The organism is Pedococcus sp. P2_D9, assembly GCF_056404275.1.
This window is the reverse complement of sequence record NZ_JBFUEI010000013.1, coordinates 81,445-102,014: the sequence shown is the minus strand read 5'-3', so window position 1 is coordinate 102,014 and position 20,570 is coordinate 81,445. Positions and strand designations below refer to the sequence as shown.

The following is a 20,570-nucleotide window of genomic DNA, read 5'->3' as shown; positions in this document are numbered from 1 at the left end:
ACCCCTCGCCGCTGTGCCGCGTTGCGGCCATGGGGGGCGCTCCCTTCCGACTACCGTGGGTGGCATGCGCCTCAAGGGAATCGCCATCGCCGCCATCGCGGCACTCGCCCTCGTGGGTTGCTCGTCCAACGACAAGGCCCCGGCCAAGGAGGGCACCCCGGCCGAGCAGCTCGCGGCGGCGCGCACGAACCTCGAGAAGAGCCCGGCGGTCACGTTCACCCTCGATGCGACCGACCTGCCCAGCAAGGCGGTCGGCGTCTCGGCGGCCAAGGGGACGGGGCTGTTCACCCCGCCGTCGTTCCAGGGCACCCTCAACGCCACGATCGCCGGCGTGACAGGGACGGTCGACGTGATCGCCGTCGAGCAGGACGTCTACATGAAGTTCTTCACCCCGGACTACAACAAGATCGACCCGGCGACCTACGGAGCCCCCAACCCGGCGCAGCTCTTCAACAAGCAGACCGGGATCACCAGCCTGATCGGCAAGACCCAGTCCCTCGCCAAGGGTGAAAAGGTCCGCGACGGGGCGGATGTGCTCACGGCCTTCACGGGCAAGCTCCCGGGCGCCGCCGTGGCGGACCTGCTCGTCATCGGAGACCGCTCCGGGACGTTCGACGTGACCTACGGCGTCACCCAGAGCGGCCAGGAGCTGCGCACGGTCGTCCTCAAGGGACCGTTCTACGCCGGGGCCACCTCGACCTACTCCCTGCGGCTCAAGAGCCTGCCCCAGCCCGTTGCGATCACCCGCCCCTAGGGCGCTGCTCGCCACGGCGTCCGTGGCGGTGGCACTTGCAGCGGCGGACACCTACGTCGTCGTCCTGGCCCTGACGGACATGATGACCGGCGTCGGTCTCGGCATCGACGCCCTGCAGAAGGCCACGCCGATCATCTCGGGCTTCCTGCTCGGCTACATCGCCGTGCTGCCCCTCATTGGCCGTCTCGCGGATCTCGTTGCCAGACAACGGATCCTGGTCGCCTGCCTGACGATCTTCGTCGTCGGGTCCGCGATCACGGCCCTTGCTGTCGAGCTGCCGGTCCTGGTGACCGGGCGGGTTCTGCAGGGCATCGGGGGTGGTGGTCTCGTTCCAGCCACGCTCGCCATCGTGGCCGACCTCTGGCCGCCTGACCGGCGGGGCACCCCCTTGGGCGTGGTCGGCGCGGTGCAGGAGGTGGGCAGCGTCCTCGGGCCGGTGTTCGGAGCCGCCGTCCTCGCCATCTCCGGCTGGCGGACGATCTTCTGGCTCAACGTGGTGGCCGGTCTCGTCCTCGCTGGAGCGGTACTCGTCATCGGAGGCGTGCGGCCAGGACGACCACGCGGCATACCCCTCGTGCTCGGCGCCTCGGCGCTCGTCGTGGGCGGGCTCGCACTCGCTGCGCCGTCGCGGCTGGCGGCCGACGTGACGCTGGGAGTTCCGTTCGTGCCGTTCGGCGACTCGACGTCGCGGGTGTTGACCCCGATCGGGGTGGTCGCCCTGACCCTCGTGCTGGCGCTCGTCGTGGTGACGGCACCGCGGTGGTGGGTACTGCTGCGGCGCGCCGACCTGCCCGGTGCTGTGCTCCTCGGGCTGGCCCTCGGCAGCGTGGTGCTGACCTTTGCCGCCAGCGATCCCGAGCGTGAGGTGGTCGGGCCGCTGGGGTTCGCGTTGCTGCCGGTCGGGGCCCTCGCCCTGGGGCTCTACCTCTGGAGGCACCACACCGTTGCCGAGCCCCTCGTGGCGCGCGGTGTCGTGCGAGGCCGGGCGCGGACCTCCCTCGTCGTGAGCCTTCTCGTGGGCGCCGCCCTCGTGGCGGTCATCGTCGACGTGCCGGTGCTCGCGAGGCTGACGCTCACCGACTCGCAGACTGTCGCGGCGTTCGTGCTGGTGCGGTTCCTGCTGGCCGTGCCCGTGGGTGCGCTGCTCGGGGGCTGGTCGCTGCGCAGGCTCGGTGACGGGCTGGTCAGTGGGGCCGGCCTGCTGGTGGCGACCGTCGGCCTGTTCGCGATGAGCGGGTGGGGGGAAGGCTCCCTCGACGGGCCGATGGCCACGGTGGTCCTCGTGGCCGTGGGGCTGGGGATCGGGCTGGCGCTCGCTCCGGTCAACAACGCGGCCCTCGCCGACGCCCCGGCCGAGGCGCACGGCGTGGCCTCAGCCCTGGTCGTCGTGGCCCGCATGGTCGGGATGGTCGTGGGCCTGGCGCTGCTGACGGCGATCGGCCTGCACCGCTACTACGACACCGTCGCAGCGCTGCCCGACCAGACGGACACGAAGGCACTCCTCGCCGCAGGCCTCGTGCAGGTGCAGACGGTGTTCCTCGGCGCGGCGATCGCGGCCCTCCTCGGCGCCCTCGCGTCGGTGGGACTCGGTCTTCGCCGGAACCAGCAGCCGGTGGCTTCCCTCCAACCTTGGTGAACCCTTCTCGTGCGCTCGTGCTCGCCGGCGTGCTCGGCCTCGTGCTGACGACCGCGGCGTGTGTCCCACCGCCGCGGGCGTGCACGGAGATCGGCGCCACGAACGGTGTCCGCGTCACCATCGCCGGCTTTCCGCGGGCGTTCGACGCCCAGGCCCTCAACAACGAGATCAGCGTGCGCGCCTGCGTCAGAGGCAGGTGCGGGACGGCGGCCTTCATGGGTGCCGAGGAGGACTCGGCGTGGGTCGACCTCCCGGCCATCAGCTCCACCGAACCCGTCGACGTCACCGTCACCGCGCGCGACACGGCAGGCGCGGTGTTCGTCCCCGAGACCACGGTCCGCGTCACCCCGCGCAAGGTCCAGCCCAACGGGCCAGGGTGCGAGCCCACGGCCTTTCAGGCGCAGGTCACGGTCACGCCACCGGCGAGAGCAGTGTCGTGAAGGCCTCGACGACCTCGTCGGTGGCTTCGTACACCAGCATGTGACCGCGACCGGTGAGGATCCGCAGCTCTGCGTGGGGGATCAGCTCGGCGAGCCGTCGACCGTGCCGGGGCGGCGTGAGCCTGTCGCGGTCACCGACCAGCACCACGGTGGGTATGCCGGCCAGCTGGCTCAGTGCCTCGCTCTCGTCGTGCTCACCGAGGGCGCCGAAGAACCGGCCCATGGTCGGCAGCGACGTCCGCGCCACCATGTCGCGGGTCAGCTGCACGTGTGACGGGTCGGCGTCGGCACCGAACAGCAGCCGTCGCTGGCCCCGGTTCGTGACGAACCGGCCCGCCGGGATCCCTGGCATCCGCGATGCGAGGGCCATCAGGCGGGCCTCGACGGCTGAGAGGCGGTTCTGCAGGTCACCCGCGCTGGTCGCCACGAGCACCGTGCCGGCCACCCGGGTTCGGAACTCGTCGGGGTGCAGCCCCGCGTAGGCCATCACCGTCATCCCGCCCATCGAGTGACCTCCGAGGAGCACTCGTCCCCGCGGCGCCACCACGTCGAGCACCGCAGCCAGGTCGCCACCGAGCATCCGCACCGTCGGCCGGCCACGCAACGGGCTGGACCCGCCGTGCCCCCGCTGGTCGTAGGTCACCACCCGCACCCCCGCCGCGACGAGCTGCTCGACGACCGGGAGCCACGACGCCCGCGTGAGCGTCCACCCGTGCGCCAGGACCACGGTGGGGGCGTTGCCGACGGAGGTGGCGGCGCCCTTGGAGGCCGTGCCCGCGGCATACTCCTGCACCTGGAGCAGGGCTCCGTCGGGAACGGCGACGGTGAAGGTGCGGGACGTCATCCGCTCAGTCGTCCAGCTGCACGACGACGGGGGCGTGGTCGGAGGCGCCCTTGCCCTTGCGCTCCTCGCGGTCGATCACGGCGCCGGCCACCCGGGCCGCGAACGCCGGGGTGCCGAGGATGAAGTCGATCCGCATCCCGCGACGTTTCTGGAAGCTCAGCATCTTGTAGTCCCAGTAGGTGAAGGTCCCGGGCTCGGGGGTGTGGGGCCGCACGACGTCGACGAACCCGGCGTCCAGGAGCGCCTGAAAGGCCGCCCGCTCACCGGGGGAGACGTGGCTCTTGTCGAGGTAGTACTCCATCGACCAGACGTCCTCGTCCTGCGGTGCGATGTTCCAGTCGCCCATGAGCGCCGCCGTCTCGCCGGCCTCGACGGACGTCCTCGCCTGGTCGCGGAGCCGGGCCAGCCAGTCGAGCTTGTAGACCATGTGCGGGTCCTCGATGTGGCGACCGTTGGGGACGTAGACCGAGGTGACCTTGACGCCCCCGCACGTGGCGGTGAGGGCGCGTGCCTCGACGACCGGCGGGTCGCCCCACGCCGGGGCGTCGGGGAAGGACGGCGTGACGTCCTCGATCCCGACCCGGGACACGATGGCGACGCCGTTCCAGTGGTTCAGGCCGTGGTGGGCCACCTCGTAGCCGAGGGCCTGAAGCCGGTCGAACGGGAACTGGGCGTCGGTCGCCTTGGTCTCCTGGATCGCGAGCACGTCGACGTCGCTGCGCTGCAGCCAGGCCTCGACACGGTCGATGCGGGAGCGGATCGAGTTGACGTTCCAGGTGGCAATGCGCACGCAGGCAACCCTATGCGGACCCGCCTAGAGTGAGGACATGAGCACTGCCCTCGTCACCGGCGCCACCGCCGGCATCGGCCTGTCCTTCGCCCACGCCCTCGCGGAGCGCGGGCACGACGTCGTCCTCGTCGCCCGTGACCGTGCGCGGCTGGAGAACGTCTCCGACGAGCTGCACGCGAAGTACTCCGTCGGGACCGAGATCCTCGTCGCCGACCTTTCCGACCGGGCCGAGACGGGCAAGGTCGCCGAGCGGCTGGCCGACCTCGCCCGTCCCGTCGACCTGCTGGTCAACAACGCGGGTTACTCGCTCAAGGGCTCGTTCCTGCGCCACGACGTCACGGAGGAGGAGGCCAACTTCGACGTCCTGTGCCGGGCGGTCCTGGTCCTGTCGCACGCCGCGGGCAACGCGATGCGCAGCCGCGGGCACGGCGCCATCATCAACGTCTCGTCGGTCGCCTCGTTCATCACCGCGGGCACCTACTCCGCCAACAAGTCCTACGTCACGGTCTTCACCGAGGGCCTCGCCGCGGAGCTGCGCGGCACCGGCGTGACGGCCACCGCCCTCTGTCCCGGGTTCACGCACACCGAGTTCCACGAGCGGGCGCAGGTCGACATGTCGAGCATCCCCGACTTCATGTGGCTCAATGCCGACCGGCTGGTGCGCGACTGCCTCGACGACGTCGCCAAGGGCCGCGTCGTGTCGGTGCCGTCAGCGCAGTACAAGGCGATCGTCGCCGCGCTGCGCGTCGTGCCCCGCTCACTGGTGCGCCGCCGCGCCCGGAGCGTCCACCGCCCAGGGAAGTAGGTCTGTGCCGCGTGGCTGAGCCACGCGGCATACCTCGGCGTGGTCAGGGGTGGTCATCGGTGGCCCGCGGCGTAGTGCCGGGCCAGCAGGTCGCCACCCCAGTCGTCTGTGAGGTCCCGCCACACGCTGTGGATGTGGTTCGCGTCGTCCTGCGTGTTGTCGTACTCGAGCAGGAAGGTCGGTCCGAGCACCGAGTAGTAGTGGCCCTCGCCGGGACTCGTCCCGCCTGCCCACGCGAACCGGATCTCGTCGAGATCCGCCTTGTCGGCCGCTGCCCACGCGGCTGCCGCGGCTGTCTCGGGCGTGCGGCCGAAGTAGTGGCGCACCAGTTCGTGCAGTCGCTGCTGCTGCGTGGTGGTCAGGTCCGCGTGCCCGATGCCCGCGCTGATGCGGGAGGAATCGGCGACCGGGTCGTAGCGGGTCAGGATGTCGCGGGGGGCCTTGGCGGACGTGATGGCCCGCTGCCGCTGGGTTTCGTCGAGGGAGGCGAGCAGGTCGCGGGCGAGGTCCTCTTCGGCGGTGAGCGCACTCATTCCCTCGCGTGGACCCGTGGGCACCCGCGCCGGTTAGGACCCGAAGAAGCTCGGCGTCACGCTGAGGTCGTCACCGACGGCCGTCACGTGGACCGCCAGGTGGTGGCCGTTGACCCGCCAGGCCCACGCGCCCCCGTCCGACGGCGTGCCGAAGACCCGGAACCAGAACCGGTCGTCGCCCGGTTGTGGCTCGCCCCCGGCCAGCTGTCGGCGAACGAAGTCGAGCTCGATCACGGCCCGCGCGGTCTTCGCCCCTGCGGCACTGCAGCCGGTGTCGAGCAGGTTGAGAGCCGCCTCCCGCTGGTCCGTCGTCAGCTCGGCGAGCGACAGGCCGGGTCGGGGCCCGGGCAGGTAGGACCAGTCACGGAACCCCGGGTCGTCGAGGTCGGCAGCGAGGGCCCCCTGCTGTGGAGGCGTGAGCAACGCAACCAGTGCGGAGGCAGCGTCTGCCATCCGACCGGTGAGGCGCCGCGAGGTCGAGGCCATGACGTTCACCCTAGGCAGGGCGAGCGCGCTGACAAGGTCTGAGGCGGGGCCAGAACGGGCCTCGGTAGGCTGGCCAACCGTGACCGACACTGCCGCCGCCCGTGCCCGCCTGCTCGAGATCGTCAAGGAGAAGGCCATCGTCCACGGCCGGGTGACGCTGTCGTCCGGCAAGGAGGCCGACTACTACGTCGACCTGCGTCGCATCACCCTCGACGGCGAGGCCGCGCCGCTGGTCGGGATCGTCATGCGCGACCTGGTGGCCGACCTCGACTATGACGCCGTGGGCGGGCTGACGCTCGGAGCCGACCCCGTCGCCACCTCGATCCTGCACGCGAGCGCAGCTGCAGGGGATCGCAAGGACGCGTTCGTCGTCCGCAAGGCGGGCAAGGCCCACGGGCTCCAGCAGCGCATCGAGGGGCCCTCGATCGAGGGCCGCCGCGTCGTCGTCGTCGAGGACACGACGACCACCGGCAACTCACCGCTCGACGCCGTGGACGCCGCCCGCGAGGCCGGGGCCGAGGTCGTGGCCATCGCGACCATCGCGGACCGCGCGACCGGTGCCGGGCAGCGGTTCGAGGACGCCGGGCTCGAGTACCGGTTCGTCTACGGCCTCGACGAACTCGGTCTGGCCTAGGCTGCACTGCAGAAGGCGCACCGTGGAAGCTGCACCGCTGTAGGCGAGACGCCGCACAAGACGACGCCGCACAAAACAAGGGGATTGCTCATGTGGGTCTGGATCATCATCGCGGTCGTGCTCGTGCTGCTCGTCCTGTGGGCGGTCGGTGTCTACAACGGGCTGATCAAGCTGCGCAACCTCGTGCAGGAGGCGTGGCGCCAGATCGACGTCGAGCTCAAGCGCCGGCACGACCTCATCGGCAACCTCGTGGAGACGGTCAAGGGCTACGCCGCCCACGAGCGGGGCACGCTCGAGGACGTCATGAAGGCCCGCTCCGCCGCCATGGCCGGTGGTCAGAGCCCCGCGCAGCAGGCCCAGAGCGAGGGCTTGCTGAGCCAGGCGCTCGGCCGGCTCATCGCGGTCGCCGAGGCCTACCCCGACCTGAAGGCCAACCAGAACTTCCTGGCGCTGCAGCAGGAGCTGACCTCCACCGAGGACCGGATCGCCGCGGCCCGGCGCTACTACAACGCCAACGTGCGTGAGCTCAACACCAAGGTCGAGACCGTCCCGTCCAACATCATCGCCGGCATGTTCAACATCGGCCGCGCCGAGTACTTCGAGGTCGAGGGCGAGGAGCGCGACCCCGTGAAGGTCGACTTCGGCCAGCGCGACGCAACGATCCCCCCGCCCAGCGGGTATGCCGGGGGCACGCCAGCAGGCGCCCCCGCCACCCCGCCCSCCCCSCCCACGCAGGACACCCCGCCAACCCCGTAGGCGCGGCTGGGGTCCACCGGTCGGTGGACGGGGAATCAACCGGGTGGGGCTGACGCCGGCGCCTGCGGGCACGACAGGCTGTAGCCATGTCAACACCAGACGCACCCATCCGTTTGACCGGACTGCGCAAGACCTACGGAGCTCGCGAGGCCGTCGACGGCATCGACCTGCAGATCGAACGAGGCGAGGTGTTCGCGCTGCTCGGCCCGAACGGCGCGGGCAAGACGACGACCGTCGAGATCCTGGAGGGTTTCCGCAAGCGCGATGGCGGCACCGTCAGCGTCCTCGGCGAGGACCCGCAGACGGCGGGTCTCGCCTGGCGCAACCGGCTCGGCGTCGTGCTGCAGTCCTCGACCGGGCTGGACCTCATCACGCCTCGCGAGGCACTGGCCAGCACCGCCAAGGTGTTTCGCACCCCACGCGATGTCGACGAGGTGCTCGCCGCGGTCGGGCTCGTCGACAAGGCGAACGACCGGGTCGGCAAGCTCAGCGGTGGCCAGCGTCGCCGGCTCGACGTCGGCCTGGGCATCGTCGGCACCCCCGAGCTGCTGTTCCTCGACGAACCCACCACGGGCTTCGACCCCCAGGCCCGACGCGACTTCTGGGAGCTGATCGGCTCGTTGGCCGACGGCGGCACGACGATCCTGCTCACGACCCACTACCTGGACGAGGCCGAGCAGCTGGCCGACCGGGTGGGTGTCATCGCCGCGGGCAGGATGCTCGCCCTCGACACCCCGGCCAACCTCGGTGGCCGGGCCTCGTCCGAGGCCACGGTGACGTGGGAGGACGACGCGGGCACGCGGCATACCGAGAAGACAAGCACGCCAACGCAGTTCGTCGCGCGCCTCGGCGCCGAGCTCGGCGGCGAGGTCCGCAAGCTGACCGTGACCCGGCCCTCCCTGGAGGACACCTATCTCTCCCTGATCACCCCGCACCTCGCCGCCGCCGTGACCGGCCGCGAACCCGAACTGGAGGTCGTCGCGTGAACACGTTCGCCATCGGCTGGGACCGCACCGTCCTCGAGCTGAAGATGTACTTCCGCGAGAAGGAGGCGGTCTTCTTCTCGTTCGTCTTCCCGATCCTCATGCTGAGCATGTTCTCGGTGATCTTCGGCGACAGCTTCAGCAAGGGCGACGCTGCCGACGCCGGGGTCACCGCTGCCCGCTTCTTCCTCCCAGGGATGGTCGCGGCCGGCGTGATGCTGACCAGCTTCCAGTCGATGGCGCTGTCCGTCGCGGTCGAGAGGGACGACGGCACCCTCAAGCGCCTGCGGTCGACGCCGATGCCGCCGGTGGCCTACTTCCTCGGCAAGGTCGGGCTGGTGGCGATCACGAGCCTCGCGCAGTTCGCGCTGCTCATCGCCGTCGCCAAGCTCGGGTTCGGCGTCCAGCTGCCGACCGACGCGGGGCGGTGGGGCACCTTCGTGTGGGTGTTCCTGCTCGGTGTCGCCTCGGGCACGGTGCTCGGGATCGCCTTCTCCTCCCTGGCTTCCTCGTCCCGCTCTGTCGGCGCCATCGTCATCGCACCGACCCTCATCCTGCAGTTCATCTCCGGCGTCTACTTCGCCTTCACCGACCTGCCCGAGTGGCTCAAGCAGGTGGCTTCGGTCTTCCCCTTGAAGTGGATCGCGCAGGGCATGCGGTCGGTGTTCTTCCCCGGCGACTGGCAGGACCAGGAGATGGCCGGCGGGTGGGAGCACGGTCGCACCGCCCTCGTGCTCGCCGCGTGGCTGGTCGCCGGGCTCATCGTCTGTGCCCGCACCTTCCGCTGGACCAAGCGCGGCACGACATGATGGTCACGTGAGTGCCGGGATGAGGGCCACATGAGCACCGACAGCATCGGGCCGGCTGACTGCTCGGAGCAGGGCGCGTCAGCCGATGCCCTCGACGAGATGTGGCGCGGCCAGATGCGTTGGTGGCACGGACTGTTCGCCGTCCTCGTCGTGACGACCGTCGTGGTGATGGTGGCAGAGGACAAGGAGTACCTCGGCTGGCGGATCGCCTGCGTGGTCGCCATCGGCGCGGCGTATGCCGTGTGGGGCCGCCGCGGGATGGGTGAGCGTGACCCCGTGGCGGGCATCGCCTACACAGGGGTCGCCTGGGGGCTGATGATCGTCCTGATGTCGCTCGACGGCACGGGCACGGCCTGGATCCTGACGTTCGGGCTCTTCCCGCAGACCTGGGCGATCCTGCCACGCAACAAGGCTGCCGTGACGGTGATCCTCGCTGTGGTCGGGATCGGGCTTGCGCGCCTGTTGCAGGGCCCCCGCACCGGCGACGACGCCATCGGCATCGCGATCAGCACCGTCATCATGCTCGTGCTCTCGCTCACCCTGGGCCTGTTCATCGACCGGATCATCCGGGAGGCCGACGCCCGGGCGCGGACCATCGACGAGCTGCACCGCACGCAGGACGAGCTCGCCGCGGCCGAGCGCGCGCAGGGCGTCGCCGGCGAGCGCGAGCGCATCTCGCGCGAGATCCACGACACCTTGGCGCAGGGCTTCACCTCGGTCGTGACGCTGGCCCGGGCGACCGAGCTGGCGCTGGACCGCGGCGACCTCGCCGCGGTTCGCGAGCGGCTGCGGCTGATCGAGCAGACCGCCGCCGACAACCTCTCCGAGGCCCGGCTGATCGTCGCTGAGATGACGCCCGGCCACCTCCAGTCGCGGACGCTTTCCGAGGCCTTGCAGCGGCTCGTCGACGCTGTCTCGGCGGAGAGCGGCATGGCCGGGTCGCTCCGCGTGGACGGGGAGCCGGTCGTCCTGTCGGCCAACTCCGAGGTGGTGCTGCTGCGCACCGCCCAGGAAGGGCTGGCCAACGTGCGGCGTCACTCGGGTGCCTCCACCTTCGAGGTGTTCCTGTCGTATGCCGCGGACGGCCCCATCGCGCTCGTGGTCACCGACGACGGAGTCGGGTTCGACCCGGTCGCCGGGGCCCGGGGCTACGGGCTCGACGGAGCCACTGCCCGTGCCAGTGAGGTCGGCGGCCGGTTCGACGTCGACAGCACGCCGGGCGCGGGCTCGCGACTGAGGGTGGAGGTGCCCCGATGACCGAGGGTGGAGGTGCCCCGATGGCGTTGCGGCTCCTGGTGGTCGACGACCATCCGGTCGTCCGCATGGGCCTTGTGGCGATGCTGTCCGAGCACCCGGACTTCGAGGTGGTCGGTGAGGCCGCCGACGGAGCCGAGGCGGTGGTGCTGGCGGCCCGGCTCAGGCCCGACGTGGTGCTCATGGACCTGCGCATGCCGGTCATGGACGGTGCCGACGCCACCGCCAGGATGCGGGCGGGCGAGCCTGCTCCGGCGGTCCTGGTGCTCACCACCTATGACACGGATGCCGACATCGTCAGGGCGGTGGAGGCGGGAGCCAACGGCTACCTGCTCAAGGACGCGCCCCGCGAGACCCTCGCCGACGCCATCCGCCGTGCGGCGCGGGGCGAGACCGTGCTGGCGCCGCCCGTCGTCGCACGACTGGCCAGTCGGATGCGCGCGCCCGCGCCTCCCACCCTGACCGAACGCGAGACCGAGGTCGTGCGCTGCGTCGCCAAGGGCCTGTCCAACGCCGAGGTCGGTCGCGAGCTGCACATCGGGGAGGCGACCGTGAAGACGCACCTGCTGCGGGCCTTCGAGAAGCTCGGGGTGACCGACCGCACGGCAGCCGTGACCGCGGCATACCGGGCCGGGCTGATCGAGCTCTGACGACCGAGCCCGAAGGATTGAGCGCTGAGGATCCAGCCCTGAGTCACGCCGCGGGTGTCTGGCGGGCCCTTGATCCGGGTAAGACCCGGTTCGTCCGATGCACCTGGGGTAGTACCAGTGTCCCTGTCGGCGTGCGCTCGGGCCCGCGACCATGGGTGATAGACCGCGGCGCATCCGCACGCGCCCCGCGGCGAATGGAGAGGGGTCAACAATGCGCAATGTCTACCGGGTACTGGCGTTCCTCGTGGCGATCGAGGTGGCCATCCAGGCGATGTTCGTCGTCTATGGCGACGCAGGGTTGGGGCTGTGGATCGAGAACGATGGTGGTGTGGTGGACAAGGCGACGTTCGATGCGGCGATCGAAGGGGGCGAGGCGCCCTTCCCGGAGTTCCAGGCCCTCCTCCTGCACGGAATGAACGGGATGATGGTCATCCCCGCGTTGGCGCTGTTGCTGGTCATCTCGTCGTTCTTCGCGAAGGTGCCGCGCGGCATCCTGTTCGCGTTCGCGGTGCTGGTGCTCGTCCTGCTGCAGGTCACCCTGGGCCTGATGGGTCACAGCATCGCGGCACTGGGCGCCCTGCACGGGCTCAACGCGCTGGCGCTGTTCTCGACGGCGGCCTGGACGGGAATCAGGGTGAAGCGGGCGGCTCCGGCGAGGACCGGAGCGCGCGAGTCCGCTGATCGCGTTGCCGTCTGAGGGGCAGGCTCGCCGGCGTGGCCGGGTCCGACTGGTGGTCGCGCTTGCGGCGACCCTCGCGGTCCTGGTCCCGCTGGCCTGGATGTGGGCCGCCAGCCTGGTCCCGTCGTCCTACTCGGTGATGCGGATGGGGCCGGTCGACCTCGGTGGCGTGGCCGAGCTGCATGCGCACCTGCCGGGCGCCACCGGAGGCCGCGACGTCACCACCCTCGTCGAACCCGACGACGGGACTCCCGACGTCGAGGTCACCCTGACCGCGCGCCGGCAGAAGGTGACCATCGCCGGCGGACCCACGCTCACGGCATACACCCTCAACGGCACGACGCCGGGGCCGACGATCCGTGCGCAGGCGGGTGACCTCGTGCAGGTGACCCTCGTCAACGAGTCGGTTCCGGGCGGCACGACCCTGCACTGGCACGGGATCGATGTGCCCAACGCCGAGGACGGTGTCGCCGGGGTCACCCAGGACGCCGTGCCGATCGGCGGTCGGCACGTCTACCGGTTCCGCGCCGACCAGGTGGGCACCTTCTGGTACCACTCGCACCAGGTCTCGCACGCGCAGGTGGTCAAGGGCCTGCTGGGAGCTGTCGTCGTCACCCCTCGCGGTGGCATCGGCGGCGACGTCGACGTCGTGGGGCTGTCGCACCTGTACGCCGGCAAGCGGGCGGTGCAGGGCAGGGCCGGAGATGTGCCGGTCGAGGTCGCGCCCGGGGCGAGTGCCAGGGTGCGGATCATCAACACCGACAACGGAATCATGCCGGTGTGGGTGAGTGGGGCGGCGTTCGAGCTGGTAGCCGTCGACGGCACGGACGTGAACCAGCCGACGGCCGTCGAGGGCCGGAAGGTGCTGGTGCCGGCGGGAGGTCGGGCCGACCTGCGGGTGAGGGTGCCGACCTCGGGTGAGGCCGTACGGGTGGAGATGGGCGGAGCCGCGCTCGTGCTGGGTCCGGCCGGTCGCTCGGGGACCGCCACCCGCGCGCCCAGGCCCGTCGTCGACCTGCTGACCTACGGCTCGCCTGCCGCACTGCCCTTCGACCCGGCGAGTCCCGACCGGCGGTTCGACTACGAGATGGGTCGGCGCCCGGGCTTCCTCAACGGACGCCCCGGGGTGCAGTGGACGATCAACGGCCAGATGTTCCCGGCAGTCCCGATGTTCATGGTCTCCGAGGGCGACGTCGTCGTGATGCACATCGACAACCACTCGGGCGAGACGCACCCGATGCACCTGCACGGGCACCACGTCGTCGTGCTGGCGCGCGACGGGGTAAAGGCCACGGGCAGTCCGTGGTGGACCGACTCCCTGGAGGTCAACAGCGGTCAGACGATGGATGTGGCTTTCGTCGCCGACAACCCCGGCATCTGGCTGGACCACTGCCACAACCTGCCGCACGCCCAGGAGGGTCTGGTCGCCCACCTGATGTACGAGGGGGTGACCACCCGGTTCCGACTGGGGCGGGACACCCCCAACAGCCCTGAGTAAGTGGGGTGCCTTGGGGTGGCGTCACCCAAGTCCCTGAACCCGAGAAAGGTAGGACTGGTGGGTCAGACGCGGTCGTCGCGCAGGTCCTCGATGGCCTCGCCGGTCTCATCGACGATCTCCTCCGCGTCGGTCCGGCCGCGGCGAGCCCGGATCACCTCGACGACCATGGGGACCAACGACACGGCCACGATCGCCAGGATGGCCAGCTCGAGGTGGTCCTTGAGCGCGGGGAACGAGTTGCCCAGGAAGTAGCCGAGCAGCGTCACGACCCAGACCCACAGGACTGCGCCGACCCCGCTCCACAGGAAGAAGTGCCGGCGCTCCATCCGGCTCACCCCGGCGACGACGGTGATGAAGGTGCGCACGATGGGCACGAACCGGCCGATGACCAGTGCCTTGGCGCCGTGCTTCTCGAAGAAGGCGTGGCTGTCGTCGAAGTACTTCTTCTTCAGGATGCGGCCGTCGCGCTCATAGAGCGGTCGGCCCACGGCGCGGCCGATCTCGTACCCGACGACGTTGCCCGCGAACGCCGCGACGCTCAGCACCACGAGGGCGACGACCAGGTTCATCGAGAAGTCACCGGTGCTGATGAACAGCCCGATGGCGAAGAGCAGCGAGTCACCGGGCAGGATCGGGAAGAGCAGCCCGCACTCGATGAAGACGATCGCCACGCTCACCCAGAAGAACTGGGATCCGAAGTGGTCCAGGAGCCACTGGGGGTCCATCCAGTTGGTGCTGAGTGAGTGCATGGACTACAGGGTATGCCGCGTGCCCGCGACCGCCCGAATCCTCACCTGAGAGCAGCCTGAGCCCGACAGCAACCCCTCGGGCGCGAGTTTGAAGGATCTGCCGGACCAGGGTCCGGCAGATCCTGCAAAGACTCCAAGGTCAGTCGGGGTGGGCAACCGGCTTTCGGTCCGGCAGGGGCACGATGCCCAGCCCGAGGACCGCGGCGACGGGCAGCAGCGGCCACACCCAGTGGACACCTTCACGCGAGACGATCCCGGACGCCGCCATCACCCCGAGTCCACCGCACACTGCCGCGGTCGCGACCGCCGGGCGCCACACGGAGGGCGCGGGGCGACGGTCGCGGATGGGCTTCTCGAACCGGCCGAAGAGCAGGACCAGCCCGGAGGTCACAGCGCCGAGGACGGCGAACCACACCGGCCTGGTGGTCCACCAGTACCCGGTGAGTGGAGTCGCCCGGAGCCCGAAACCCCCTGCCAGCAAGGACATCCCGATGACCAGCACCATGGCCGTGAGGTGCCAGAGGTAGAGCGACATGATGCGCAGGTTGACCACGACGGCAACGGCCCACACCCTCGGGCGTTCCAGCAGGACAGCCAGCCGCCGCTCGGCCAGCAGCACCACGCCGGCCTGGACCATCCCCAGGAAGGCCAGCGTGACGCGGGTCGGGTAGGAGTTGTTGAGGACGGCACCGTCGACCCCGATCATCGAGACGGGGTAGGGGCCGGCCCAGACGAGGGCCACGAGCCCGACGAGGCCGACGGCGGCGAGCGAGGCCCGCCGCCCCGTGGTGGCCAACGAGCCGTCGAGCCAGGCGAAGCCCAGCTGGTGCACCGTGGCCCAGACGACGAGGTAGTTGGCGAACCCCACCCAGTGGTTGTCGCCGGCGATGCTCCACCAGTCGACCAGGCCCCCGAGGGTGAGCCCGGCCCCCACGCTCCACCAGCCCAGGCGCTCCCAGGCTGCGAGCAGGAGGGGCGCCACCGCGACCACGACGATGTAGGCCGCGAGGAACCAGGTGGGCACGAGGGCGACCTGCGACGCAGTGCGCAGCGTTGCCCCGGGGACGCCCGCGGCATACGCGATGGAGGCGATCGCCAGCCACACGAGGAGGAGGGGGACCACCGGAGCGGCGAGCCGTTGGAGCCGCGCCCGCAACCACGTGGCGTAGGTCTCGCCGCGGCGACGGGCAGAGCGCCAGGACAGGCCGTTCGCGTAGCCGCCGACGATGAAGAACAGCGGCATCACCTGGAAGACCCAGGTGAGCGGGTGGCTCCACGGTGCGATGTTGAGCACGGCGTTCGGCACGAGCTTTCCGTCCCGCACCATGACCGCGGCCATCAGCCAGTGGCCGAGGACGACGGTCAGGATCGCGGCGGCGCGCAGGAAGTCGACGACGCGGTTTCGGTCAGCGGGGGTGGCGGCAGCGAGGGCGCGGGGGTCCATGGGTCGAGCGTGGCGGGTCGGGGGGCGCGGCGCCTGAGTAGCAGCGCCCATCCGCCGGCAGCGGCGTGGCACACTCCGCCCCCTAGGGTGGCGGGCGTGAAGGACGAGGCGAGCCCGAGCGACGAGGTCGGCGTGGGCCCGTGGTCGGGCGACTGGCCGGCCGGCGACCACTGGGACGCCGAGCTACTACGCGACGGTGACCGCCGCAACGTCGTGGACGGCTACCGCTACTGGCGGCACGACGCCATCGTCGCTGACCTCGACACCCACCGCCACGACTTCCACGTGGCCGTCGAGAACTGGGGCCACGACTTCAACATCGGGTCGGTCATCAGGACGGCGAACGCCTTCAACGCCAAGGCTTTCCACATCGTCGGCAAACGACGGTGGAACCGCCGGGGAGCGATGGTCACCGACCGCTACCAGCACGAGCACCACCACCCGACCGTGGAGGACCTCGTCACCTGGGCCGCGACGGCGGGCACCGGCGCCGGCGGCCCGCCACGCGGCATACCCCTCATCGGGATCGACAACCTGCCGGGCTCGCTGCCCCTGGAGACCTATGACCTGCCGCGCGAGTGCGTGCTCGTCTTCGGACAGGAGGGGCCAGGGCTGTCGGCGCCGATGCGTGCGGCCTGTGAGGTGGTGCTGCACATCGAGCAGTTCGGGTCGACGCGCTCGATCAACGCCGGCGCTGCGGCAGCGATCGCCATGCATGCCTGGGTGCGGCGGAACATTTTCGGGCAGGCTGTCGATTAGCACTCCGCTCGCCCGTCATCAGGATGGAAGCACCCACCGATGAGAGGAACAGCCATGACCCAGTACATCGTCCTGCTGCCGGCCGACGAGACCCGCTACGCCTCGGCCTCCGCCGAGGAGCGCACCGACCTCACGGCCGCCCACGGGGAGTTCGTCCAGCTGCTCGCCGAGCGCGGGCACAAGATGACCGGCGGTGCGCAGCTGACCCCGGCCGGGGCGGCGCGGGTGGTCCGCGGGTCCGCCACCGACGAGGTCTCCGTGACCGACGGCCCCTACGCCGAGAGCGCCGAACAGGTCGGCGGCTACTACGTCGTCGAGACCTCGGACGTCGACGACCTGGCCAAGGTCTGCGGCCGGCTGCTCGCGACGCCGTTCCACGACGCGATCGAGATCCGGCAGCTCGTCGAGGGCATGTGAGGTCGTCATGACCGAGTACGTCGTCCTCATCGTCGGTGATGCCGACCGCTGGTGGACCACCATGAGCCCGGAGCGACGCCAGGCCGGGTATGCCGAGTACACCCGGTTCGGGGAAGAGCTGGGCCGGCGTGGTCACAAGATCGTTGGTGGAGCGGAGCTGCACGCGACCTCCGAGGGGCGTCGCATCCCGCGTGGCGGCGGCCCGGTCACCGACGGCCCCTTTGCCGAGGTGACGGAGCAGGTCGGCGGCTTCTACCAGATCGAGACCGACGACCTCGACGACCTGTTGGAGTGCTGTCAGATCATCGCCGCCGTCGGGGACGGCATCGAGGTGCGGCGGGTGGTCAAGCCCGAGGACCGCGGGTCGTGAGGTACGTCGTCCTCATCGCCTACGAGCCCGGCCGCTGGGCCGAGGCCGGCGAGGAGGTGCGGCAGGAGTACTTCGATGCCCACCACGCCTTCGAGCGGTTCGTCGACGAGCACGGACGGCGACTCGGCAGCGCGGCGTTGAGCGATGCCGACCTGGCGACGACGATCCGGCGTGACGGCGACGGCTCGGACGTCGTCACCGACGGACCCTTCGTCGAGCTCGCCGAGCAGATCGGCGGCTACTACGACGTCGAGCTGCCCGACCTCGACGCCGCCATCGCGGCCGCTCGGCTGCTGCCGCGGGACTACACCCTCGAGATCCGTTCCGTGGTCGGCGTGGAGGGCTACGAGAGCCGGTGAGCTCCGACGAGGTCGGCGGGTCGGCCGAGTACCCGGCCGAGGTGCTGGCCACCGTGGTGCGGGAGGAGTGGGGACGGCTCACGTCCCTGCTCCTCGCCCGCTTCCGCCGACTCGACCTCGTCGAGGACGCGCTCGCCGACGCTGTCGAGACCGCGACGCGGCGCTGGACCCGCGACGGCGCACCCGACAACCCGGCGGCCTGGCTCCACACGGCGGCCCGGCGCCGCGTGCTGGACCGGCTGCGCGCCGAGTCGATGGCGCACCGCAAGGTGCCACTGCTGATCATCGAGGCCGAACGCGAGGAGGGATCGCCCGTGCGCGCAGACCCCGGCGACCTCGTCGAGGACGACCTCCTGCGGCTGGTCCTCATGTGCACCCACCCCGCGCTCGACCCCGCCACGGCGAGCGCCCTCGCGCTGCGCCTGGTGCTCGGCGTGAGCACCGCCGACATCGCCCGCCTGTTCCTCGTGCCGGAGCCGACCATGGCGGCCCGCATCACCCGCGCCAAGCGCAAGATCGTCACGGCAGGTATCCCCTTCGCCTTCCCTTCCGCGGAGGCGCTGCCCGACCGGCTCGACACCGTGGCCCAGACTGCCTACCTGGCGTTCACGGCCGGCTACGCCCCCGGCTCCGGACCGGACGCCGTGCGCACCGGCCTCGCCGGTGAGGCGATTCGGCTGGTCCGCGTCGTGCTCGCCCTGCGCCCCGAGACGCCAGTACTGGTGGCCCTCCTCGCCCTGATGCTGCTGCAGCACTCGCGTCGCGACGCGCGCGTCGACGAGACGGGGAGGATCGTGCTGCTGCCCGACCAGGACCGGTCGCGCTGGCACCGTGACGAGGTCGACGAAGCCGTGCGGCTGCTCGGGTCGCCGAGCCTCACCGGCCCGATCACCCTCCAGGCGGCGGGGTATGCCGTGCAGGCCCGGATCGCGGTCGAGCACGCCACCGCACCCACTGCCTCCGCGACGCCGTGGGATCGGGTCGTCGCCCTCTACGACGAACTCCTGGCGCTGACGCCCACTCCCAGCGCGCGGCTGGCGCGCGCCGTCGCCGTCGCCGAGGCCCGCGGACCGCAGGAGGGACTGGCGGCCCTCGAGGGACTGGACGACCTGCTCGCGCACACCCACCGGCTGCCTGCCGTCCGCGCCGAGCTGCTCACCCGCGCCGGCGACCGCGAAGGTGCGGCCGCGGCATACGCCGTCGCCTTCGAGCGCTGCGGCAACGAGGCGGAACGCGCCCTGCTCAGTGAGCGGCAGACGGCCCTGGGCATCAGCGGGGACTGAGCCAGGGGCGGGGCACTGGACCGACCCACCAGCCTGAGACACGGGTGTCCGCCTTCGCGCGGGTCGTGCAAAGATCGGCGACGACGCAAGGCCGCCCCACGCACGAGTCGAAGGAGACTTCCATGCCCATCGCCACCCCCGAGGTGTATGCCGACATGCTGGACCGCGCGAAGGCCGGCTCCTTCGCGTACCCCGCGATCAACATCTCGTCCTCGCAGACGCTGAACGCGGCGATCCGCGGCTTTGCGGAGGCCGGCAGCGACGGCATCGTCCAGGTGTCGACAGGTGGCGCCGAGTACCTCTCCGGCCCGACCGTCAAGGACATGGTGACCGGATCCATCGCGCTCGCGGCCTACGCCCACGAGGTCGCCAAGAAGTACGACGTCAACATCGCGCTGCACACGGACCACTGCCCCAAGGACAAGCTCGACGGCTTCGTCCGCCCGCTGCTGGCGGCCTCCGCCGAGCGCGTGAATGCCGGTGGCACGCCGTGGTTCCAGTCGCACATGTGGGACGGCTCCGCCGTGCCGCTCGACGAGAACCTCGAGATCGCCCGCGAGCTGCTGGGCCTCGCCAAGGCGGCCCACATCATCCTCGAGATCGAGGTGGGCGTCGTCGGCGGCGAGGAGGACGGCGTCGAGGGCAAGATCGACGACAAGCTCTACTCGACCCCCGAGGACGCGCTCGCGACCGTCGAGGCGCTGGGCCTGGGCGAGCAGGGTCGCTACCTCACCGCGCTGACCTTCGGCAACGTCCACGGCGTCTACAAGCCGGGCAACGTCAAGCTCCGCCCCGAGATCCTCAAGGCAGCCCAGGACGCCGTCGTCTCGGCCAAGGGACTGGCTGCGGATGCCAAGCCGTTCGACCTCGTCTTCCACGGTGGGTCCGGCTCGACGCCTGAGGAGATCGCGGCTGCGGTGGACTACGGCGTCGTCAAGATGAACGTCGACACCGACACCCAGTACGCCTTCACGCGTCCCGTCGCCGGTTACATGCTCAGCAACTACTCGGGCGTCTTCAAGATCGACGGCGAGGTCGGCAACAAGAAGCAGTACGACCCGCGCGCCTGGGGCAAGGAGGCCGAGGCCGGCATGGCAGCCCGCGTCGTCGAGGCCTGCGAGAACCTGCGCTCGGCCGGCACCCACGCATGAGCGACAACCTCCTCGGCATCCCCGAGACCCGGCTGCCCGTCGACCCCGCTGCGGCCAAGCTCGAGGAGGGCGTCGCCGCGGACCAGGTGGCCGCGGCATACCCGACCTCGTCGCTGGCCTGGGCCACGCTGGCCGAGCACGCGCTGGCGGACGGTCGCACCGTCGAGGGCTACGCCTACGCACGCACCGGCTACCACCGCGCCCTGGACTCGCTGCGCAAGAACGGCTGGCGCGGTCAGGGTCCTGTGCCGTGGGAGCACGAGCCCAACCGCGGTTTCCTTCGCGCGCTGGCCGCCCTGTCCAGGGCCGCCGGAGCGATCGGCGAGACCGAGGAGGAGCTGCGGTGTGCGCAGTTCCTGCGCGACTCCTCCATGACGGGGGCGCGCGAGCTCGGTCTCTGAGGGGGTCGGGCCGTCCTCTCGCCGGCGCGAGGACGGCGGGCTCGCGCACCCACGAGAAGCAGTGACGCCGGGGGACCGGACCCGAT

Annotated in this window: 23 protein-coding genes and 1 pseudogene; 19 read left to right on the top strand and 5 right to left on the bottom strand. The window is 70.9% G+C overall.

Annotated elements, in window-relative coordinates; all coding sequences use genetic code 11:
• Window positions 1-64: 64 nt before the first annotated feature.
• Genes AC1DXJ_RS18350 through AC1DXJ_RS18340 form a run of 3 tightly spaced genes read left to right on the top strand, consistent with a single transcriptional unit; the run spans window position 65 to window position 2,830 of the window.
• Window positions 65-754: an LppX_LprAFG lipoprotein gene (locus tag AC1DXJ_RS18350; RefSeq protein ID WP_477614087.1), complete on the top strand. Its 690-nt coding sequence runs from the start codon at window positions 65-67 to the stop codon at window positions 752-754.
• A gap of 28 nt (window positions 755-782) precedes the next feature.
• Entirely contained in the window at window positions 783-2,390 is a 1,608-nt protein-coding gene (locus tag AC1DXJ_RS18345; protein WP_477637607.1) for an MFS transporter, read from the top strand.
• Window positions 2,384-2,830 carry a hypothetical protein gene (locus AC1DXJ_RS18340; RefSeq protein ID WP_477637606.1) on the top strand — a complete coding sequence of 149 codons (447 nt, stop codon included), beginning with the start codon at window positions 2,384-2,386 and terminating at the stop codon, window positions 2,828-2,830. The genes AC1DXJ_RS18345 and AC1DXJ_RS18340 overlap by 7 nt, the downstream gene beginning before the upstream one ends.
• Here AC1DXJ_RS18340 and AC1DXJ_RS18335 read toward each other — a convergent pair.
• Both AC1DXJ_RS18335 and AC1DXJ_RS18330 read right to left on the bottom strand, forming a co-directional pair.
• Window positions 2,802-3,674, bottom strand: coding sequence for an alpha/beta fold hydrolase (locus AC1DXJ_RS18335; protein ID WP_477614084.1), 873 nt, complete (start codon window positions 3,672-3,674; stop codon window positions 2,802-2,804). The genes AC1DXJ_RS18340 and AC1DXJ_RS18335 overlap by 29 nt on opposite strands.
• Window positions 3,675-3,678: 4 nt before the next feature.
• On the bottom strand, window positions 3,679-4,464 hold the full coding sequence (locus AC1DXJ_RS18330; protein WP_477614083.1) for an exodeoxyribonuclease III: 786 nt from the start codon (window positions 4,462-4,464) through the stop codon (window positions 3,679-3,681).
• Between the two features lie 37 nt (window positions 4,465-4,501).
• Between AC1DXJ_RS18330 and AC1DXJ_RS18325 the strand changes: the two genes are divergently transcribed.
• Window positions 4,502-5,269 carry an SDR family NAD(P)-dependent oxidoreductase gene (locus AC1DXJ_RS18325; RefSeq protein ID WP_477614082.1) on the top strand — a complete coding sequence of 256 codons (768 nt, stop codon included), beginning with the start codon at window positions 4,502-4,504 and terminating at the stop codon, window positions 5,267-5,269.
• A gap of 53 nt (window positions 5,270-5,322) precedes the next feature.
• Here AC1DXJ_RS18325 and AC1DXJ_RS18320 read toward each other — a convergent pair.
• Window positions 5,323-6,255: pseudogene (locus tag AC1DXJ_RS18320) on the bottom strand (DUF3500 domain-containing protein).
• Between the two features lie 112 nt (window positions 6,256-6,367).
• Here AC1DXJ_RS18320 and pyrE point away from each other — a divergent pair.
• The 8 genes from pyrE (at window position 6,368) to AC1DXJ_RS18280 (ending at window position 13,551) form a co-directional block, all read left to right on the top strand.
• Entirely contained in the window at window positions 6,368-6,922 is a 555-nt protein-coding gene (pyrE, locus tag AC1DXJ_RS18315) for an orotate phosphoribosyltransferase (protein WP_477614080.1), read from the top strand.
• Window positions 6,923-7,012: 90 nt separating this feature from the next.
• A complete protein-coding gene (locus AC1DXJ_RS18310) occupies window positions 7,013-7,678 on the top strand; it encodes a LemA family protein (protein WP_477637605.1) in 666 nt (221 codons plus the stop codon).
• Window positions 7,679-7,764: 86 nt separating this feature from the next.
• A complete protein-coding gene (locus tag AC1DXJ_RS18305) occupies window positions 7,765-8,664 on the top strand; it encodes an ABC transporter ATP-binding protein (RefSeq protein ID WP_477614078.1) in 900 nt (299 codons plus the stop codon).
• Window positions 8,661-9,470: an ABC transporter permease gene (locus tag AC1DXJ_RS18300; protein ID WP_477614077.1), complete on the top strand. Its 810-nt coding sequence runs from the start codon at window positions 8,661-8,663 to the stop codon at window positions 9,468-9,470. Before AC1DXJ_RS18305 ends, AC1DXJ_RS18300 begins: the two co-directional genes overlap by 4 nt.
• A gap of 30 nt (window positions 9,471-9,500) precedes the next feature.
• Complete coding sequence (locus AC1DXJ_RS18295; RefSeq protein ID WP_477632799.1) at window positions 9,501-10,727, top strand: sensor histidine kinase; 1,227 nt, start codon at window positions 9,501-9,503, stop codon at window positions 10,725-10,727.
• Window positions 10,724-11,374, top strand: a complete 651-nt coding sequence (locus AC1DXJ_RS18290) for a response regulator (RefSeq protein ID WP_477632798.1) — start codon at window positions 10,724-10,726, stop codon at window positions 11,372-11,374. The genes AC1DXJ_RS18295 and AC1DXJ_RS18290 overlap by 4 nt, the downstream gene beginning before the upstream one ends.
• Window positions 11,375-11,585: 211 nt before the next feature.
• Window positions 11,586-12,071: a hypothetical protein gene (locus tag AC1DXJ_RS18285; protein ID WP_477614074.1), complete on the top strand. Its 486-nt coding sequence runs from the start codon at window positions 11,586-11,588 to the stop codon at window positions 12,069-12,071.
• Between the two features lie 34 nt (window positions 12,072-12,105).
• Entirely contained in the window at window positions 12,106-13,551 is a 1,446-nt protein-coding gene (locus AC1DXJ_RS18280) for a multicopper oxidase family protein (RefSeq protein WP_477632797.1), read from the top strand.
• Between the two features lie 62 nt (window positions 13,552-13,613).
• Here AC1DXJ_RS18280 and AC1DXJ_RS18275 read toward each other — a convergent pair whose 3' ends face one another.
• Window positions 13,614-14,300 carry a DedA family protein gene (locus AC1DXJ_RS18275; protein WP_477614072.1) on the bottom strand — a complete coding sequence of 229 codons (687 nt, stop codon included), beginning with the start codon at window positions 14,298-14,300 and terminating at the stop codon, window positions 13,614-13,616.
• 139 nt (window positions 14,301-14,439) lie between these two features.
• Window positions 14,440-15,744 (bottom strand): acyltransferase family protein, encoded by a 1,305-nt coding sequence (locus AC1DXJ_RS18270; protein WP_477637604.1) that lies wholly within the window; start codon window positions 15,742-15,744, stop codon window positions 14,440-14,442.
• A gap of 87 nt (window positions 15,745-15,831) precedes the next feature.
• Here AC1DXJ_RS18270 and AC1DXJ_RS18265 point away from each other — a divergent pair, with 87 nt between their 5' ends.
• The 7 genes from AC1DXJ_RS18265 (at window position 15,832) to AC1DXJ_RS18235 (ending at window position 20,484) form a co-directional block, all read left to right on the top strand.
• Window positions 15,832-16,503: a TrmH family RNA methyltransferase gene (locus tag AC1DXJ_RS18265; RefSeq protein WP_477614070.1), complete on the top strand. Its 672-nt coding sequence runs from the start codon at window positions 15,832-15,834 to the stop codon at window positions 16,501-16,503.
• Between the two features lie 54 nt (window positions 16,504-16,557).
• Complete coding sequence (locus AC1DXJ_RS18260; protein WP_477614069.1) at window positions 16,558-16,920, top strand: YciI family protein; 363 nt, start codon at window positions 16,558-16,560, stop codon at window positions 16,918-16,920.
• Window positions 16,921-16,927: 7 nt separating this feature from the next.
• Entirely contained in the window at window positions 16,928-17,290 is a 363-nt protein-coding gene (locus AC1DXJ_RS18255; protein WP_477614068.1) for a YciI family protein, read from the top strand.
• Complete coding sequence (locus tag AC1DXJ_RS18250) at window positions 17,287-17,649, top strand: YciI family protein (RefSeq protein ID WP_477614067.1); 363 nt, start codon at window positions 17,287-17,289, stop codon at window positions 17,647-17,649. The genes AC1DXJ_RS18255 and AC1DXJ_RS18250 overlap by 4 nt, the downstream gene beginning before the upstream one ends.
• Window positions 17,646-18,932: an RNA polymerase sigma factor gene (locus AC1DXJ_RS18245; RefSeq protein ID WP_477614066.1), complete on the top strand. Its 1,287-nt coding sequence runs from the start codon at window positions 17,646-17,648 to the stop codon at window positions 18,930-18,932. Before AC1DXJ_RS18250 ends, AC1DXJ_RS18245 begins: the two co-directional genes overlap by 4 nt.
• A gap of 122 nt (window positions 18,933-19,054) precedes the next feature.
• Complete coding sequence (gene fbaA, locus AC1DXJ_RS18240) at window positions 19,055-20,083, top strand: class II fructose-bisphosphate aldolase (RefSeq protein WP_477614065.1); 1,029 nt, start codon at window positions 19,055-19,057, stop codon at window positions 20,081-20,083.
• Window positions 20,080-20,484, top strand: a complete 405-nt coding sequence (locus tag AC1DXJ_RS18235) for a DUF3151 domain-containing protein (RefSeq protein WP_477614064.1) — start codon at window positions 20,080-20,082, stop codon at window positions 20,482-20,484. Before fbaA ends, AC1DXJ_RS18235 begins: the two co-directional genes overlap by 4 nt.
• The last annotated feature ends 86 nt before the right edge of the window (window positions 20,485-20,570 follow it).